General features: G+C 74.4%; 16 protein-coding genes. 14 read left to right on the plus strand and 2 right to left on the minus strand.

Going from position 1 to position 16,160, the window contains the following annotated elements; translation table 11 throughout:
- Positions 1–3: 3 nt before the first annotated feature.
- On the minus strand, positions 4–807 hold the full coding sequence (locus HWY08_RS06270; RefSeq protein ID WP_235969494.1) for a hypothetical protein: 804 nt from the start codon (positions 805–807) through the stop codon (positions 4–6).
- A 386-nt stretch (positions 808–1,193) separates the two neighbouring features.
- Between HWY08_RS06270 and HWY08_RS06275 the strand changes: the two genes are divergently transcribed.
- The 11 genes from HWY08_RS06275 (at position 1,194) to HWY08_RS06325 (ending at position 11,686) form a co-directional block, all read left to right on the plus strand.
- Positions 1,194–3,698, plus strand: a complete 2,505-nt coding sequence (locus HWY08_RS06275; protein ID WP_176064015.1) for a multiheme c-type cytochrome — start codon at positions 1,194–1,196, stop codon at positions 3,696–3,698.
- Complete coding sequence (locus tag HWY08_RS06280; protein WP_176064016.1) at positions 3,695–4,888, plus strand: ethylbenzene dehydrogenase-related protein; 1,194 nt, start codon at positions 3,695–3,697, stop codon at positions 4,886–4,888. The genes HWY08_RS06275 and HWY08_RS06280 overlap by 4 nt, the downstream gene beginning before the upstream one ends.
- The gene (locus tag HWY08_RS06285; protein ID WP_176064017.1) at positions 4,885–5,316 is read left to right on the plus strand and encodes a hypothetical protein; all 432 of its coding nucleotides are present in this window, start codon (positions 4,885–4,887) and stop codon (positions 5,314–5,316) included. The genes HWY08_RS06280 and HWY08_RS06285 overlap by 4 nt, the downstream gene beginning before the upstream one ends.
- Positions 5,309–6,451, plus strand: a complete 1,143-nt coding sequence (locus HWY08_RS06290) for a hypothetical protein (RefSeq protein WP_176064018.1) — start codon at positions 5,309–5,311, stop codon at positions 6,449–6,451. The genes HWY08_RS06285 and HWY08_RS06290 overlap by 8 nt, the downstream gene beginning before the upstream one ends.
- Positions 6,451–6,795 carry a hypothetical protein gene (locus tag HWY08_RS06295; protein WP_176064019.1) on the plus strand — a complete coding sequence of 115 codons (345 nt, stop codon included), beginning with the start codon at positions 6,451–6,453 and terminating at the stop codon, positions 6,793–6,795. The genes HWY08_RS06290 and HWY08_RS06295 overlap by 1 nt, the downstream gene beginning before the upstream one ends.
- A 13-nt stretch (positions 6,796–6,808) precedes the next feature.
- Complete coding sequence (locus HWY08_RS06300; RefSeq protein ID WP_235969495.1) at positions 6,809–8,701, plus strand: PP2C family protein-serine/threonine phosphatase; 1,893 nt, start codon at positions 6,809–6,811, stop codon at positions 8,699–8,701.
- Positions 8,688–9,215 carry an ATP-binding protein gene (locus HWY08_RS06305; protein WP_176064020.1) on the plus strand — a complete coding sequence of 176 codons (528 nt, stop codon included), beginning with the start codon at positions 8,688–8,690 and terminating at the stop codon, positions 9,213–9,215. Before HWY08_RS06300 ends, HWY08_RS06305 begins: the two co-directional genes overlap by 14 nt.
- On the plus strand, positions 9,208–9,615 hold the full coding sequence (locus tag HWY08_RS06310) for an STAS domain-containing protein (RefSeq protein WP_176064021.1): 408 nt from the start codon (positions 9,208–9,210) through the stop codon (positions 9,613–9,615). The genes HWY08_RS06305 and HWY08_RS06310 overlap by 8 nt, the downstream gene beginning before the upstream one ends.
- Positions 9,612–9,857: a hypothetical protein gene (locus HWY08_RS06315; protein WP_176064022.1), complete on the plus strand. Its 246-nt coding sequence runs from the start codon at positions 9,612–9,614 to the stop codon at positions 9,855–9,857. Before HWY08_RS06310 ends, HWY08_RS06315 begins: the two co-directional genes overlap by 4 nt.
- Positions 9,858–9,914: 57 nt before the next feature.
- Complete coding sequence (locus HWY08_RS06320) at positions 9,915–11,081, plus strand: NAD(P)/FAD-dependent oxidoreductase (RefSeq protein ID WP_176064023.1); 1,167 nt, start codon at positions 9,915–9,917, stop codon at positions 11,079–11,081.
- A 191-nt stretch (positions 11,082–11,272) separates the two neighbouring features.
- A complete protein-coding gene (locus tag HWY08_RS06325) occupies positions 11,273–11,686 on the plus strand; it encodes a hypothetical protein (protein ID WP_176064024.1) in 414 nt (137 codons plus the stop codon).
- An 81-nt stretch (positions 11,687–11,767) separates the two neighbouring features.
- Here the strand turns inward: HWY08_RS06325 and HWY08_RS06330 are convergent, their stop codons facing one another.
- On the minus strand, positions 11,768–12,481 hold the full coding sequence (locus HWY08_RS06330; protein WP_235969530.1) for a translation initiation factor 2: 714 nt from the start codon (positions 12,479–12,481) through the stop codon (positions 11,768–11,770).
- Positions 12,482–12,797: 316 nt separating this feature from the next.
- On the opposite strand from HWY08_RS06330, the gene HWY08_RS06335 reads away from it, so the two are divergent.
- From HWY08_RS06335 to HWY08_RS06345, 3 genes are read left to right on the plus strand one after another with little or no spacing between them, the layout of a single operon-like run.
- Positions 12,798–13,691 (plus strand): hydrogenase small subunit, encoded by an 894-nt coding sequence (locus tag HWY08_RS06335; RefSeq protein ID WP_176064025.1) that lies wholly within the window; start codon positions 12,798–12,800, stop codon positions 13,689–13,691.
- Positions 13,692–13,711: 20 nt separating this feature from the next.
- Complete coding sequence (locus HWY08_RS06340; protein ID WP_176064026.1) at positions 13,712–15,157, plus strand: nickel-dependent hydrogenase large subunit; 1,446 nt, start codon at positions 13,712–13,714, stop codon at positions 15,155–15,157.
- 38 nt (positions 15,158–15,195) lie between these two features.
- On the plus strand, positions 15,196–16,056 hold the full coding sequence (locus HWY08_RS06345; RefSeq protein ID WP_176064027.1) for a C-GCAxxG-C-C family protein: 861 nt from the start codon (positions 15,196–15,198) through the stop codon (positions 16,054–16,056).
- The last annotated feature ends 104 nt before the right edge of the window (positions 16,057–16,160 follow it).

A 16,160-nucleotide genomic window follows, 5' to 3' on the forward strand; every position in this document is an offset into this window, starting at 1 on the left:
CGGTCAGTGGCCCTCGTGGCCGTCCTCCGGCGCGGGGGCCTCGCCGCCGGGGCCGAACGTGAGCTGGTACGCGAGGTAAGCTTGCGCGGCCTGCTTGTCGAGGGCGCGCCCGGCCGAGACGAGCACGTGGTGCAGCTCCCCGAAGTCGAGGACGACGCCGACGTTGAAGCGCGTCTCCCCCGAGCCTCCGTCCTGCCGGGCCGTCCCGTGGAAGAGCTCGGCCCCGAGCGCGACCCCTTCACCCAGCCGGCGCTGCGCCTGCCAGCCGAAGTACCACCAGTTGCGGTTTCCCGGCCCCGGGTTGATCCAGTAGCCGCCGCCCCCGTAGCTGGTCCAGGGCCCGAAGCTCTTCTGCAGCCAAAGCGGCAGGAAGAGCTGCGTCTGGCCCGCGCCGAGCCCGCGGGAGGCGTCGCCGGTCGGGAGCTCGAGGAGCGGGAAGACGCCGATCTGGGGGACGCGCTCGCCCTCGTGGACGAAGCGCACCTTCGCGCCGAGCTCGGTGTCGCCGTATCCGAGCGACGTGCCGCCTCCGGGCGCGTGCGCCCAGGCGAGCGGCGCGATCGCGTGGAGCTGCACGTCGGGCAGCGCGCCGTAGTTCACCTCGAGGTGCGGGGCGGTGCCGCTCCAGCCGGCCTCGCGCGACCACTGGTCGACGGTGGCGAGGTAGACCTCCCAGTGGTGGAGCTCGACCGGCTCCGGGTCGTCGGTGGTGTAGGGCGGGCCAGCCCAGGCGAGGGCCGGGGCCAGCAGCGCCGCGAGCGCGAGCCACGCCCTCCGCCCCCGCCCTCCACCCATATCGAGTTTCATCTCGAGCTCCCGGCGGCGCGCGCCGCCCGCGCCGCGGCCGCGGACTCCACGTAGCGGCGAGGCGCGCCGCGGGCAAGGCGTCGCGCGGGCCGTGGCGCGGGTGAGCGCTCCGGGCCCCGCGCCGCCCGATCGGGCGACTTCACCATTCGTCCTGCGCGATCCGGCACAGGTTCCATCGTTCACCCAGGGTCGGGCGGCGGGCCCGGCGCGGCGCCCAGGCGCGCCGCGCCGCTCGGGGGTCCGTCCGAGGCGAACGCACCGTCCGCGAGCAGGCGCGCGCCCGGGGAGCGCCTCGCGCCGGGGGCGCCGCGCGCGCGGCACGGCGGCTGCACCGGGGACGCCGCGGCGGGTGAAGCGCGAACGCAGGCGGAGCGCCGGAGGTGGTGATGGGTCGCACATCCTCGATCGCCGCCGGACTGTGGGTCGCGGTCGCCGCGGCCGCCTGCAGCCAGCCGCGCGTCGGCGCGACCGCCTCGGCCGCGCCGCGCATCGAGATCACCGGGGCCAGCGTCGACGGCGCCCGGCACGTGGTCGTGAGCTTCTCGGTCACGCGGGGCGGCGAGGGCGTGCCCGGCCCCGCCGCCCGCGCCATGGCGCCCTCGTGGACCCTGGCCGGCCTCGCCACCGAGCCGGTGAGCCAGCTGCCCGCGTGGCGGAGCTACCTGCTGGTCGGGGACGAGCTCCTGCAGCAGCTCCCCGTCGCTGGCCCGGGCACGCCGCCCGAGCTGGTCGCGAAGCAGTCGCGGCAGCCCTGGTTCGAGGACGGTGGCACGGTCCAGGAGCTCTCCGTGGGGACGTTCCGCTACACCTTCGCGACCGCGCTGCCGGAGGGCTTCGACCCGGCGGAGACGCTTCGCGTCGGCGTGTGGCTGCGCGAGGTGGTCCCCGGGACACCCGACACCAGCTCGACCTTCGACTTCGTGCCCGCCGGCGGCGCGCCGCGGTCGCGCGAGCTCGTCCTCGACCAGAACTGCAACCACTGCCACGGGCTGCGCCAGGGGCACAACCGCTCGCGCACCGGCTGGAAGCTCTGCGTCACCTGCCACACCTACCAGCACGCCGACGCCGAGACGGTGGACCCGGCGGCGATGGCAGGCGCGACGCCCGCCACGAACCCGAACCCGCTCGAGTTCGGCCGCCTCATCCACCGCGTCCACCGCGGGCGCCAGCTGCCGACGCTCTATCTGTCGAGCAGCACCGCGCCGGCGCCGGCGCTCCCCCCGCCCGCGCCGGCGGTGGCGCTCCCGCTCCCCTTCGCGGCCAACCGCAACAAGTCGCTCCTCGGCCAGAAGTTCTCGGTGGTCGACGATCAGAACGGCGCCGGGGAGATGATCTTCGGCCAGGTCATCTCGCGGACCGACAACAACCAGCCGGCGCGGAACCAGCCCACCGGCCTCGTCTACCTGCCCGCGGGGCAGGACTACCGCAACTGCGACGTCTGCCATGCCGGCGCGGCCCAGCAGGGCGAGGTGGTGACCACCATCGCCCGCCGGACCTGCCAGGGCTGCCACCCCGACCTCTGGTATGGCGACGGCCCGACGGACCCGGTCCACCTCGCCCACCCCGGTGGGCCGCAGGCGGACGACACGCGGTGCGCCGGCTGCCACGTCGACCCCGGCGCGATCGTGCCGCACTCCGAGGCGCACCAGGCCCCCTTCAAGAGCCCATACTACAACACACTCTCCGTCAAGCTGGTGGCGGTGAGCGGCATGGTGGCGGGCGGCTTCCCTACTGTGACCTTCTCGGCCAGAGACCTGAACGGCCCGCTCACGCCGTCGCTGACGGCGCCCGTCCCGTTGGCCGACGCGGGACGGAGCGGCCGGGCGAGCCCGGTTCCGCGCGCGCTCGCCAGCGTCAGCTTCACGCTCATCGGCCCGTCCACCGAGTACCTGAGGACCAGCCCGACCGTCAGCGACTCGACCAGCGCGACTTCGTCTCCTCCCCGCCTGGCCGTGGAGGACCCCGTCGTCAAGGGCCAGTACTCCTACACCTTCACGAAGGCCCTGCCAGCGACCGCCTCCGGCACGTGGACCGTCGTGATCACGGCCAGCCGGAGCGTCAAGACCGCCGTCTACGACAACACCGGCAAGTTCACGTGGCCGTACACGGGCGAGACCCTCGCCGAGACGACCGACAACGACGTCCAGTACGTCGACCTCGCCGCGGGGGTCTGGCCGGGCGGCACGCCCGTGCCGCGGCGGCGGGTGGTGGACACCGCGAAGTGCAACGTGTGCCACCTGCGGCTCCAGATGCACGGGAGCCGCAACCAGGTGCAGTACTGCGTGACCTGCCACACCGCCGACTTCACCGACTTCGGCTCGAGGCCGAAGCGGGCCGACAAGTCAGGCATGGTCAACCTCTCGACGGTCACGACCTCGGCCACCACCGGGCTCCCGGTGGCCGCCACCTACGACGGCATCGAGGAGCGCTCGGTGCACCTCAAGGTGATGCAGCACCGGATCCACACCGGGTACCGGACCGGCAGCGCCTCGCTCGGCCTCGCCAAGCCGTTCGTCATCGTCTTCGGCAGCCCGTACTTCTTCGACGACGTGACCATGCCGAACATGATCCGGAACTGCACGCTGTGTCACGTCGGGAACGCGTTCGAGATCGAGAACATCGATTCGAGGCAGGCCTACACCGTCGCGAACGAGACGCCCAACCTCCAGCACCAGGGAACCCCCGCCGCTCCGGCACCGAGCACCCATTCGCCGAACGAGCCGCACACGCCGCCCATCACCGCCGCGTGCATGGGCTGCCACGACACGCAGGCGGCCCTCACCCACTCGCGGCAGTTCACGACGCTCGACAACGTCGAGCAGTGCCTCCCCTGCCACGGGCGCGACGGCGTGAGCCCGGTGGCGGCCGTCCACGGGGTGAGCCTCCCATGACCTCCCTCTCCGCCTTCGCCCGGCGCCTCGGCGCCGCCGCGCTCCTCGCGACGCTGGCGGGCTGCTCCTCGCCGCGCGTCGAGCGGGCGCCGGCCGACGTGACGTTCAGCGTCGGGATCATCGACGGCAACCCCGGGATCCCGGTCGTGGGCGGCCCGCCCGGGAACGGCGGCGCGCCGCAGACCGCCACCACCGTCCACCTCAAGTTCCTGGGCGGGGCGCCCGGGCCCTTCACCGTGGTGGCGCAGCGCCTGGCGCGGCCGCCGGCCGCCGGCCAGCCGGTGGACTGGACGTCCATCCCGGCCAGCACCGTCCCGCTCGTCCCGGCGGCGGAGGCGGTGGGCCTGTCGAAGGAGGCCTGGAACACCGAGTTCCAGGCCGCGCTCGGCTACCTGCAGGTCTGGGACTACGGCATCTACGACGTGGACATCAAGGCCGCCTACGACGACCAGCGGCTCTACCTGCAGCTCCAGTGGCGCGACTCGACGCAGAGCCTCGCCCACCACGACTGGATCTACCGGGTCGACCCGGCCACCGGGCTCGGCGCGTTCGCGCGCCGGACCACCGACGAGGACGTCGTCTACCTCTCCTTCCTCATCGACCCCGCCGCGGCGGGGCGCGCCGCCTCGGGCTGCACCACCGCCTGCCACGTGAGCGAGCGGCGCGGCGCGACCACCCCCGACGACCTCGCCTACCGGTTCACGATGCACGCCGCCGCGCCGGGCCTGCGCGCGGACTCGTGGGCATGGCACGCCGGCCGGACGAACCCGCTCGGCCTGGCGGACGACGCCTCCTGGGACGAGGCGGGCCTGTACGGCGACTGCCCCGACCCGCCGGCCTGCACGCAGCTGTGCGCCGGCGGCGAGGCGCCGCCGTGCAGCACGCCCCCGTACGCCGGCGACGACGACGCGCCGGCGCCGGCGCCGCTCTTCATGTCGGCGGACGGGATCGACGCCAGCCCCGCCTTCCTCTTCCTCGGCGGTGCCGGCGCGCCCGCAGCGGTGCCCTTCGATCCCGGCGCGGCGGCCTCGGCCGGCGCGACCCTCCCCGGCGCGGCGCTCCAGCGGCCGAGCGCGCACCGCGGCGACGTGAGCGCCCGCGGCACCTGGGCGAACGGCGTCTGGACCCTCGAGCTCTCCCGCGACCTGGTGACGTCAGACCCGAACGACGCGCAGTTCCCCCTCCAATGACCCGCGCCCTCCCAGCCGCCCTCACGCTCACCTTCGCGCTCGCCTGCGGCGGGCCACGCACCGGCGCGGCCGTCCCCGCCGCCGCGCGCGGCCCGGCGGCGACCTACGCCGACGTCTCGGCCGTCTTCGCGATGAGCTGCGCCACCCAGGGGTGCCACACCGGCCACCCGCCCGCCAACACGCCGGACTCGTTCGACCCGCAGTACGCCTACGACGCCCTGGTGGGCCAGCCGGCCCTCCAGGTCCCCTCCCTGCCGCTCGTCGACCCGGGGAACCCGGACCACAGCTACGTGGTCCTGAAGGTCCGCGGGACCGCCTCGGGCGTGGGCGGCGTCGCCACCCGCATGCCGCTCAACGCCCACCCGCTGTCGGACGAGGACCAGGCGGCCCTCGAAAGCTGGATCCTCGCCGGAGCCTCCCATGACTGAACGCCTCCTCCTGCGCGCCGCCGCCGCGGCCCTCCTCGGCCTGGCCCTGCTCGCCGCGGCGCCGGCGGGCGCGCGCTCGACCGTGAACGTGTCGGGCTCCATCTACGTGGACCAGTGGTGGCTCTCGAAGAAGGCCGCCAGCGACCGCACCGTGGGGACCATCACCCCGGACGGCGCCCTCAAGGTGTCGGTGGACGTCCACGACGAGCTCGCCATCTCGGCCAAGGCCTGCTTCAGCTGCCACGGCATCGAGATGGAGCACTTCAGCCTCGACTACACGCCGAAGGCCTACTTCAACGTGTCGGCGGGCCGGGTGGTGGTGCCGTTCGGCGAGTACGCGAACCGCGTCGACCCCTCGAGCCACCGCACGGTGAGCGCGCCGCTCATCTTCGACATGGGCCGGATCCCCTACGGCGACCGGACCGGGTGGAACCTCGGCGTCGTGCCCGCGCCCTACGTCGACACCGGCGTGGTCGTCTACGGCCAGACCTGGATCGGCGAGCGGGTCCAGGTCTGGTACGGCGGCTACGGGGTGGCCGGGCTCCGGGGCTCGAACGACGTGGACTTCGCCTCCATGCGCTCGTCCTACTACGCGGACAACAACCGCGTGCCGAGCGGCGGCGCGCGGCTCGCCCTCACCTGGTCGCAGCAGGATCCCTCCTTCGTGATCGGCGACGTGAGCCTGGGCGGCTCCTTCACCGGCGGCCGCTACGACCAGGCCGGCACGCTCGGCTACAAGGCCTGGGGGGTGGACGCGCAGACGCGGATCGGCCCGTGCGTGGTGCGCGCCGAGTACGCGGCGCGCAGGACCGACGTCGATCGCAGCGCGGCCGGGTACCGCTTCGACGTGATCGACCCGTACTTCGACAAGCGCGGCTGGTACGCCGAGCTGGAGCACCCGCTCGGCAAGTGGGTGGGCGCCGTCTACCGGGTCGAGCGCATGGAGCGCCTCGGGATCCCGGTCCCGGGGACGCTGCCGGTCATCGGCCCGGAGGCGAGCATCAAGCGGTACACCGCCGGGCTCATGATCACGCCGGCCGCCTCCCTCTACCTCAAGGCGAGCTACGAGTACTGGGAGATGACCGGCATCGGCGCCATCCACTCGACCCACGCCGGGATCGGGGGGAGCTTCTGATGCTCGCCGCCACCCTCGGGGCCGCGCTCGCGCTGCAGCTCGCGCTCGGCCAGCAGGCGGACTGGGACCCGCGCGACGACGGCCCGGGGACCATCGACGTGTCCGACTACCCGGAGGCGCAGCAGAAGGAGTACGCGCTCTTCAAGGTGAAGTGCGCGAAGTGCCACCCGGTGTCGCGCCCCATCAACTCCCAGTACGACGCGACCAACTGGAAGCGCTACATGAAGCGCATGATCCGCCGGCCCAACTCCGGCATCAACGAGCAGCAGGCGGTCGCGCTCTACGACTTCCTCAAGTACTACAGCTCCCGGACCGCCCCGAAGGGCGGCGGCGAGCAGCCCTGACCGGACGCCGACGGTGGCCCTCGCCCTCGCCCACGCGCAGAGCTCGCTGCGCTTCCGCCTCTTCGCCGCGACGGTGGTCGTCGTGGGCGCGGCGCTCGCGTTCTCGATGGTCGGATTCGAGCACGTGGCGCGCGGCGTGGTCCTCGACGCCACCCGCTCGCACCTCGCGGCGCGGGCGCGGGAGGTGCTCGAAGCCACCCAGCGCTTCCAGCGCGAGCGCGCGCTCACCACCCGCAGCTGGGCCGAGGCGGACGCGATGCAGCTGTCGCTCGAGTCCGGCGACCCCAAGTTCGCGGAGGACTACCTCCTGCGCTCGATCCAGGACCAGGGCGGCGCGTTCGCCGTGGCGGCCCTGCTCGACGCCCGGGGGCGGGTCGTCTGCGCCGTGCACGCCGCGCCGGAGGGCGAGCGCCACGGCAGGTCGCTCGAGGCGCTGCGCGGGCGGCGCGTGGCGCTGCGGGCGGTGGCGGAGGTCGAGGGCGGCGCGAAGCTGGCGGTGACGGTGGCGACGGCCCAGGCGCTGGGCGCCGCGGCCGAGGAGAGCCCGGCCCTGGTGCTGGCCGCGCCGGTCCGCGACTTCACCGGGGACCTGGTGGGGGTGGTGGTGGGGGTGGTCTCCCGGCCCGCGGTGGGCCGGCTCCTGGCCGAGATCGCCGGCGCGGACCCGGCCTACGTCCCGGTGGTGGCCGACGCCGAGCGGCGGCTCGTCACCACGCTGCCGGGCGTGTCGGCCCCGGCGGTCGAGGCGCTGCTGGCGCCGGGCGAGGACGGCGGCCGCGGCCTCGAGCGCCACGCGGCCGGGGGCGGCCGGTGGCTCGCGATGCGGACCGCGCCCGGCGCCGAGACCCCGGGCTGGAGCGCGCTCATGGCGGTCTCCGAGCAGGAGGCCTACGGGACGCTGCGCCGGCTGCGGCGGCTGCTCATCGGGATCTTCTCGCTGGTGCTCGCCGGGGCGAGCGTCGCCAGCATCGCCGCGCTCCGCCGCGCCGCGCAGCCGCTCGCCGAGGTGGCGGCCTCGATGGTGCGCGTGTCGACGGGCGACCTCACCACCCGCCTGCCCGACGCCTACCGCGACGAGCTGGGGCGGCTGGTCCAGTCGTTCAACACCATGGTCGCCGAGGTGGAGCGCTCGCACGGCGAGCTGAAGCGGACCGAGGCGCTGCGGCGCGAGATGCAGATCGCGCAGTCCATCCAGACCGCGATCCTGCCGCGCGCCCCCGCGCTCCGGGAGTTCGAGCTGGCGGCGCGCATGAAGGCCGCCGAGGACGTCGGCGGCGACCTCTACGACATCCTGGCCTTCCCCGACACCTTCTGGCTCGTCATCGGCGACGTGTCCGGCCACGGCCTCCACGCCGGCCTCATCATGCTGATGGCGCAGGCCGCCGCCCACGCCGCCATCACCAGCGCGCCCCACGGCGCGCCGGCCGAGGTGGTCGCCTGCGTGAACCGGGTGCTGCACGAGAACGTGCGCCGGCGCATGGGCCGGGACGACTACCTCACGCTCATGGTGGCGCGGTACGCCGGGGCCGGCCGCTTCGTCGCGGCCGGGGCGCACCAGCCGGTCCTGGTCGCGAGCCCGGGCGGCCGGGTCGACGCGGTCGAGCCGGCCGGCCCCTGGTGCGGGGTCATGGAGGACGTCCGGCGGCACCTCGTCGAGTACGAGCTCCAGGTCGAGCCGGGGGGCCTCCTCTGCCTCACCACCGACGGGATCGTGGAGGCGCGCGGGGCCGGCGACGCGCTGTACGGCCAGGAGCGGCTCGTCGAGGTCCTCTCCGGGCGCGCGGGCGCGAGCGCGCCCGAGGTGCTGGCGAGCGTCTTCGCGTCGGTGGAGCGCTTCGCGTCCGTCCAGGACGACGACATGACCGCCGTCGTGCTGCGGCGAAGGGAGACCGATGACACCGTCTGAGGGGCCCGCCCGCGGCGCGCCCAAGCCGATCCTGCTCTTCCTCCGGATGTGCCCGGTGTGGGTCTTCGTGGACGAGGTGCGCCACTTCGTCGAGTCGTTCTGCGCCTGCGCCGGGGTGAGCCCCGAGCGCGAGTCACAGCTCGCCCTGGCGACGCACGAGCTGATGCAGAACGCGATCACGCACTCGACCTCCGCCTGCATCGAGCTGCGGCTCGCCATCGACGCCGGGCGGGACGCGGTGGAGGTGAGCCTCACCAACGACTGCAGCCCGGGCGCCCCCGAGGCGCTCCGGTCGCGGCTGGCGGCGCTGCAGGCCGAGCCGCCGCTCGCGAGCTACCTGCACACGATGGCGGCCGACCCCCGCGCGCGGGGCGGGCTGGGGCTGGCCCGCGTCCGGTACGAGGCGCAGCTCGAGCTCGACGTAACGACGGAGGCCGGCCGCCTGACGGTCAAGGCCTTCGGACAACTGAATCCGCCGCCGCTGGCGGCTGCCACAGGAGCATCCCATGGGTGAGTCGACGACCGCCGCCGCGCGAGCCGGGGCGAGCTTTCAGGTGAGCGACCAGAAGTACTCCGCGGCGCTCGCCACCTCGGGCGCCGCGCCGGTGGTGCGCTTCCTCGGCACCGTGAGCACGCCCAACCCCGCGAGCGTCCTGAACCCGTTCGTGGAGGCGGTGCACGAGGAGGTCGGGCGCACCGGCGCGAAGGTCGTGACGGTGGACTTCAGCGAGTTCGAGTTCTGCAACTCGTCGGGGTTCAAGTCCTTCATCTACTGGATCGAGCTCATCCGCCAGCTCCCGGCGGAGCGCCAGTACCGGCTGCGCTTCCTGGTCGCGCCGGGGCGCCGCTGGCAGAAGACGAGCCTGCTCGTGCTCACCTGCTTCGCCACCGAGGCGGTCGAGATCGCCGCATGAGCGCCGCCGGCGCCGGATCCGGAGGCGGCTGCCCGAAGCGCGCCATGTGCGACGCGGTGTTCGCGCACGTGACCTTCGCGCCCAGCGCGGGGGTGGTGCGCGCGCTGTACTGCGAGGCGCGCTTCGAGGCCTGCGAGCGCTTCCGGCTGGCCGCCGCAGGCCGGCCGGTCCCGCCGACGCTGCGGCCGGACGGGACCGAGCGCCGGAGCGCGGGGAGGGCGCGGGGCGCCGGCGGGCGGTGAGCGCGCGCCGGGGGCCACGCTCCCGAGTCCTCCGCGGCTCGGCCGGCTCTCACCCGCATGTCCAAGCACGCACTGGTGGCCGGCGGCGGCTTCGCCGGGCTCGAGGCCGCCATCCAGCTCCGGCGGGCCGGGCTGGACGTCACCCTGGTCTCGAATCGCCCAGCGCTCTGCATCTACCCCATCTCGATCTGGGTCGCGACCGGCGAGCGGCAGCTCGACGACGTCTGCCTCGACCTGGCGGACGCTGCCCGCCGGCACGGGTTCCGCTTCGTGGTCGGTGAGGTCGAGGCGCTCTCCGGCGCGCGCCGCTCGGCCACCGTGAACGGCCTGGAGCTCCAGGCCGATCACCTCGTGGTCGCCGTGGGCGGCGAGAAGCTGCGGCCGAGGGGCGTCGAGCACACCTTCTCGCTCGGCGGAGATCCGGCCGGCGCGCAGCGGCTCGCGGCGGCGCTCTCCGCCCTCATGGCGAAGGGGCGCGGGCGCGTCGCGATGGGGTTCGGGGGAAACCCCAAGGACCCCTCGGCCGCGCGCGGCGGCCCCGCCTTCGAGCTCATGTTCAACGTGGACGCGCTGCTCCGGCGGCGCGGGCTGCGCGACCGCTTCGAGCTGACGTTCTTCGCGCCCATGGCGAGCCCGGGCGAGCGCATGGGCCAGAAGGCCGTCGCGGCCATCCAGAGGATGTTCGGCCGCGTGGGCGTGGCGATGCGCTTCGGGAAGAAGATCGCCGGCTTCGAGCCGGGCGCGGTGCTGTTCGAGGACGGGGCTCGGCTCGCCTCGGACCTCGTGGTGTTCCTGCCCGCGGGCGAGGGCGCCCCGGTGGTGAAGGCCTCCGACCTGCCGAGGAGCGAGGCGGGCTTCGTCGAGACCGACCCGGGCTGCGCGGTGCCGGGCTTCCCGGGCGTGTGGGCGATCGGCGACGCCGCCGCGCTGCAGGGGCCGGAGTGGCGCGCGAAGCAGGGGCATCTGGCGGAGGTGATGGCGCGCGTGGCCGCCCGGAACATCGCGGCCGCCGAGGAGGGCCGCGCGGAGCGGGAGAGCTACCTGCCCCACGTCGGCATCACCTGCCTGCTCGACATGGGCCACGGCGCCGCGTACGTGCACCGCGACGGCCGGGGCGAGCGGATGATCCCGCTGCCGGTGGTGGGCCACTGGCTCAAGAAGGGCTGGGGCGGCTACTACAAGCTCTCGAAGAAGAAGCTCGTGCCGCGGCTGCCGGGGCTGTGAACCGGCCGCCCTGGGCCCCCGCGCTCCCCTGCCGCCCCCGCCCGCGGCGCCCTGCGCGGGCCGCCGCGCGCCTCGGGCGTTCACCCGATGCGGGGCACCGGACTCATACGTCGCACCTTCGGTGATCGGCCCAATTTCGGCGGGGCCGCGGGAGGCGCACACTCTCATCATCGAAGCGAAGGAGGGTGGCCATGGCGAAGACCTACGCAGGCGGGACCCCGGTGAAGAGCGGCTACTACATCGACGCGAGGAGCTTCGCGTTCGCGAACGTGGCGCGGGACGGCGGCGCGCTCCCCGGCGGCGCGGGGAACAAGTTCGCCCGCGTCCCGACGCTGGTCGTCATGGCGGCGGCGCCGGCCCTCGGCGGCCTCTTCGTGGTGGCGCTGCCGTTCATCGGCGTGGGGGTGGTGGTGAAGGCGCTCCTCCGCGCGATGGCGGGCGGCGCGAAGGAGGTCGCGGCCACGGTCGCCACGCCGGCCATGCCGGCGGGCTCGACCGCGCTCACCGGCAAGCCGCCCGAGGAGGGCGCCACCGGCAAGCCGGCCGCGGACGAGAAGGCCGAGGCGCTGGCGAAGGAGATCGCGGCGAAGCGCTCGGAGAAGTGAGCGTCGCCGGAGTCCAGAGCAGGGTGGGGCGGGGGCGCTGGCGAGCACGCCAGCGCCCTCGGCGCGTCCGGCCTCGCGCGGCTAGCGCTTGGGGCCGCCGCCCGGCGGCTTGCCCGCGCCGCCGCCCGGCCGCCGCCCGGCGCCGGGGCGGCCGCGCCCGCCCCCGCGCTCGTTCTTGCGGTCGTCGCGCAGCGAGTCCATGGAGAAGCCACCGGTCGCGGCGCCCGCGCCCTTGCCGCCGCCGCGGTCGCCACCGCCGCCGCGCCCGCCGCCGCGCTTCCCGCCGCGCCCGCGCTCGTCCTTGGGAGACCCGCCGACCTGCCGCATGTGCTGCGGGTGGAAGTCGACCAGGTACTGGTGCTCCCCGATCGCCTTCGCCCCGCTGAGCGGCTCCTCCTTGCCGAAGACCCGGACCAGGCGCACGTCCTCGGTGCGCCGGCCGACGGCCTCGACCGCGGCGCGCAGCATCGTCAGCCGATCGCCGGAGCAGCCGGTGGCCTTGGCGACCGCCTCGTCGAGCGCCGCCTTCACCGCGTCGCTCTCCGGCGCCGGCTCGGGCTTGCCCTGCGGCTTCGCCTCGGGCGCCGCGGCGGCGGGGGTGGCGGCCGGCTCCGGCGCGGCCTGGGCGGCGGCCTCGCCGCCCGCCTCGGGCGCGGCGCCCTCCGCCGGCTGCGCGGGCGCGGCCGCGGGGGCCTCGGAGGGCTTCTCCTCGGCCGGGAGCGAGCGCCTCGCCTCCGCGATGGCGGCCGCAGCCGTGCGAATCAGGGTCCCGCTGAGCTCGGTCAGAGTTTTCACGCGCGTAGCCATACACCACGGGCTGCGCGGCGAAAAGGCCGCGCGGAGCGTCTCCCCCTCCGCCGGCCGGCCGGGCGGGCGCGCCGCCGGGCGGCCGCCAGCCGGTGAGGGGAGGTGGGCTCCGGCCCTGCCCGCTCCGCCGCGCGCGCACACGGACGCATCCGGTGTCCGAGTGACCCTGGGCAACTTGACGCTGTATTCCCAGACACACATCGACAGCTCCACTCGGGGTGTCCTAGCCTCTGGGAAGTTCGACTCTCAGTAATCGAGCGTCGGCCACTGTCGGTGAACGCCTGGCGAGACCGGAGAGGGCGGCATGTTCACGAGACGTGACTTCCTGAAGTGGAGCACCAGCTCGGCGGCGGCGCTCGGGCTGTCGCAGACGGGGCTCTTCCGCCTGCAGCAGGCGCTCGCGGCGGAGAGCTCGCCGCCCCTCATCTGGCTGCACGGCGCCAGCTGCTCGGGGTGCTCCATCGCCGCGCTCAACGCGGTGTCGCCGACCACGGTCGGCGACGTGCTCCTCAACAAGGTCTCGGCCAAGTACGACGCGCTGCTCATGGCGGCGGGCGCGGATCAGGCCATCCGCGCCATGGACCAGGCCGCGGCCGCGGGCCAGTTCATCCTGGTGGTGGAGGGCGGGGTCCCGGTCGCGGCGGGCGGCCGGTACTGCACCATCGGCGATCGCGGCGGCCGGCCCATCACGCTCCTCGACGCGGTCAACGACCTCGCGCCGCGCGCCTCGCGCGTGCTCGCGGTCGGCACCTGCGCCGCCTACAAGGGCGTGGCCGGCACCGGCGCCAACCCCACCGGCGTGACCCCGCTCTCGACCGTGCTGCAGGGCAAGACGGCGAAGCCGGTCATCAACGTGCCGGGCTGCCCGGCGCCGCCCGACCAGCTCTTCAAGATCATCGTGGGCCTGCTGGCCGGCGGCGAGTACGCGCTCGACCTGGACGGCCGTCCGGGCACCTGCTTCCCGCACACCGTCCACTTCACCTGCCCCCGCAAGCACCTGCCCAAGGCGAAGGCCTTCGGCGAGCCGGGCTGCCTCCTCAACCTGGGCTGCCAGGGCAAGGTGACGATGGCGATGTGCCCCAAGCACAAGTGGAACAACGGCAAGAACTGGTGCGCGCAGGCGGGCCACCCCTGCATCGGCTGCGCGGCGCCCGAGTTCCCCGCGTCGCCCCTGACGCCGGCCGGCACCTTCATCTGAGCGGACGAGGGCCAGACACCATGGAGAAGCGAATCACGGTCTCACCGGTGACGCGCATCGAGGGGCACCTCGGCCTCGAGCTCGAGATCAGCGAGCGGGGCACCGTCCTCGCCGCCTACGCCTCCGGGACGCTGTTCCGCGGGTTCGAGAGCATCATGCGCGGCCGGGATCCCCGGGACGCCATCCACCTCACCCAGCGCATCTGCGGGGTGTGCCCGGTCCCGCACGCGCGCACCGCGGTCGAGGTGCTGGAGGCGGCGTTCGGCGTCCAGGTCTCCCGGAACGCCACCCTGCTCCGGAACCTGGTCCAGGGCGCGGGCTCCGTCTCGGATCACATCCTCCACTTCTACCACCTGGCCCTGCTCGACTACGTCCACGGGCCGGCCATGCCGCCGTACACCCCGGCCATCTCGGCCGACCAGCGGTTCTCCGAGGCGGAGGCGGCGGTGTTCGCCGACCACTACCTGCAGGCGCTCGAGATGCGGCGGCGCGCGCAGGAGATGGGCGCGCTCTTCGCCGGGAAGCTCCCGCACGTCATGACCTTCGCGCCGGGGGGCGTCACCCAGCAGCCGACCGCCGCCAGCGTCGCCGACTTCCGGAGCGGCCTCGACCAGCTGATCCCGTTCATCGAGAACGTGTACATCCCCGACGTCATGAAGGTGGCCGAGCGGTACCCCGACTACCTCGAGATCGGGGCCGGGCCCGGCAACCTGCTCTCCTTCGGCGCCTATCCGGACGGCGCCGGCGGCCAGCTCTTCGAGGCGGGGAAGTTCCTGGAGCACGGGCACCCCCGCGGCGAGCACAGCTGGAACTGGGCGGAGCGGCCGGGCGACGAGCACGCGCGCCGCCACGTCTTCCCCCTCACGGCCGGCGACGTCGCCTCCATCGACGAGTCGGTGAAGCACGCCTTCTACGGCGGCCCGCGCCGTCACGGCGGCGACCCCGCCACGCCCAACCCGGACAAGCCCGGCGCCTACTCCTGGGTGAAGGCCCCGCGCCTCGGCGACGAGGTGTTCCAGGTGGGCGCGCTGGCGCGCATGATCGTCAGCGGCAACTACCGCGGCGGGCTCTCGGTCATGGACCGGCTCCTCGCCAACGCCTTCGAGACCGCCAAGGTGGCCGGCGCCATGCGGACCTGGCTCGACGGGCTCGCGCTGGACGGGAGCGGCTACCAGCCGGTCACGACCATGCCCAAGGCCGGCCAGGCGGTCGCCCTGACCGAGGCGCCGCGCGGCGCGCTGGCGCACTGGCTCGAGTACGCGGACGGCAAGGTGACCGGCTACCGGATCATCACGCCGACGTCCTGGAACGCCTCGCCGCGCGACGACCGCGAACGGCCCGGCCCCATCGAGCAGGCGCTGATCGGCGTGCGCGTCGCGGATCGCAGCCAGCCGGTGGAGGTCTACCGGGTGATCCACTCGTTCGACCCGTGCATGGGCTGCGCCGTGCACACCACCATCGTCTGAGCCGCGGAACGCTCGTGCAATCTTCACGGAGGGGAGCCATGTCGAAGCAGGCGAACGGAGTGGTCTCGAGGCGCGCCTTCCTCACCGGCGCGGGCGGCGCCGCGGCTGCGGCCGCGGGCCTGGTCGCGCTGGGGCTGCCGGCGGCGGCGGAGGCGCAGGCGGCGCCGTCGGTCCCGTGGCCGCTGCCGGTGCTGAACCCCGACGTCGCGCGCGACGCCGGGTACTTCGGCTACTGGACGAACGACCCCTGGAAGAACACCAACTACGGCTGCGCCTACGGCGTGGCCTCGGCGCTGCTCGCGTCCATCCGGAGCGCGCTCGGCCCGGGCTCGCCCTGGGACGGGCTGCCGCTCGAGATGTTCAAGTGGGGCAAGACCGGCTGCGTCGAGTCGGGCACGCTCTGCGGCGCGCTGGCCGGCGCGCTGCCCATCTTCTCCCTGGCCGCGCCGGCCTCGGTGGTGGAGATGGGCGGGGACCTCCTCCGCTGGTACCAGGAGACGCCGCTCCCGTCGATGGAGATGGACTGGCTCGACCCCAAGCGGCGCTACCCGCAGCAGGCGCAGAGCGTCTCCGGCTCGCCGCTGTGCCACATCTCGGTGTCGAGCTGGTGCAAGGTCTCCGGCAAGCTGTCCGGGTCCACCGACCGGAAGGCGCGCTGCGGGAAGATCACCGGCGACGTGGCCAAGATGGCGGCCATCATCCTCAACCGCTTCGGGTCGAGCTCGAAGTACGTGCCCATCTATGCGGCGCAGCCGGACCTCTACGCCGAGTGCGTCCACTGCCACATCGACGCGCCCCCGCCGCCCACCCCGGACGGCGTGCGGCTCAACAACAGCCTCGGCATCTCGAACTGCAAGACCTGCCACCCCGACGCGGCGCCGGTGATGAGCAAGAAGTAGCCGGCCCGCCGCTGGCCTTCACCTGGGGGGCGATCCGCGGCCGCGGGTCGCCCCCCGCTTCGTCGGCGCGAGGCGCGCCGCGCCGGCCTCCTCCCGCTGCCCCC

Source organism: Anaeromyxobacter diazotrophicus, from assembly GCF_013340205.1.
In the GTDB taxonomy this organism is placed as follows: Bacteria; Myxococcota; Myxococcia; order Myxococcales; family Anaeromyxobacteraceae; genus Anaeromyxobacter_A; species Anaeromyxobacter_A diazotrophicus.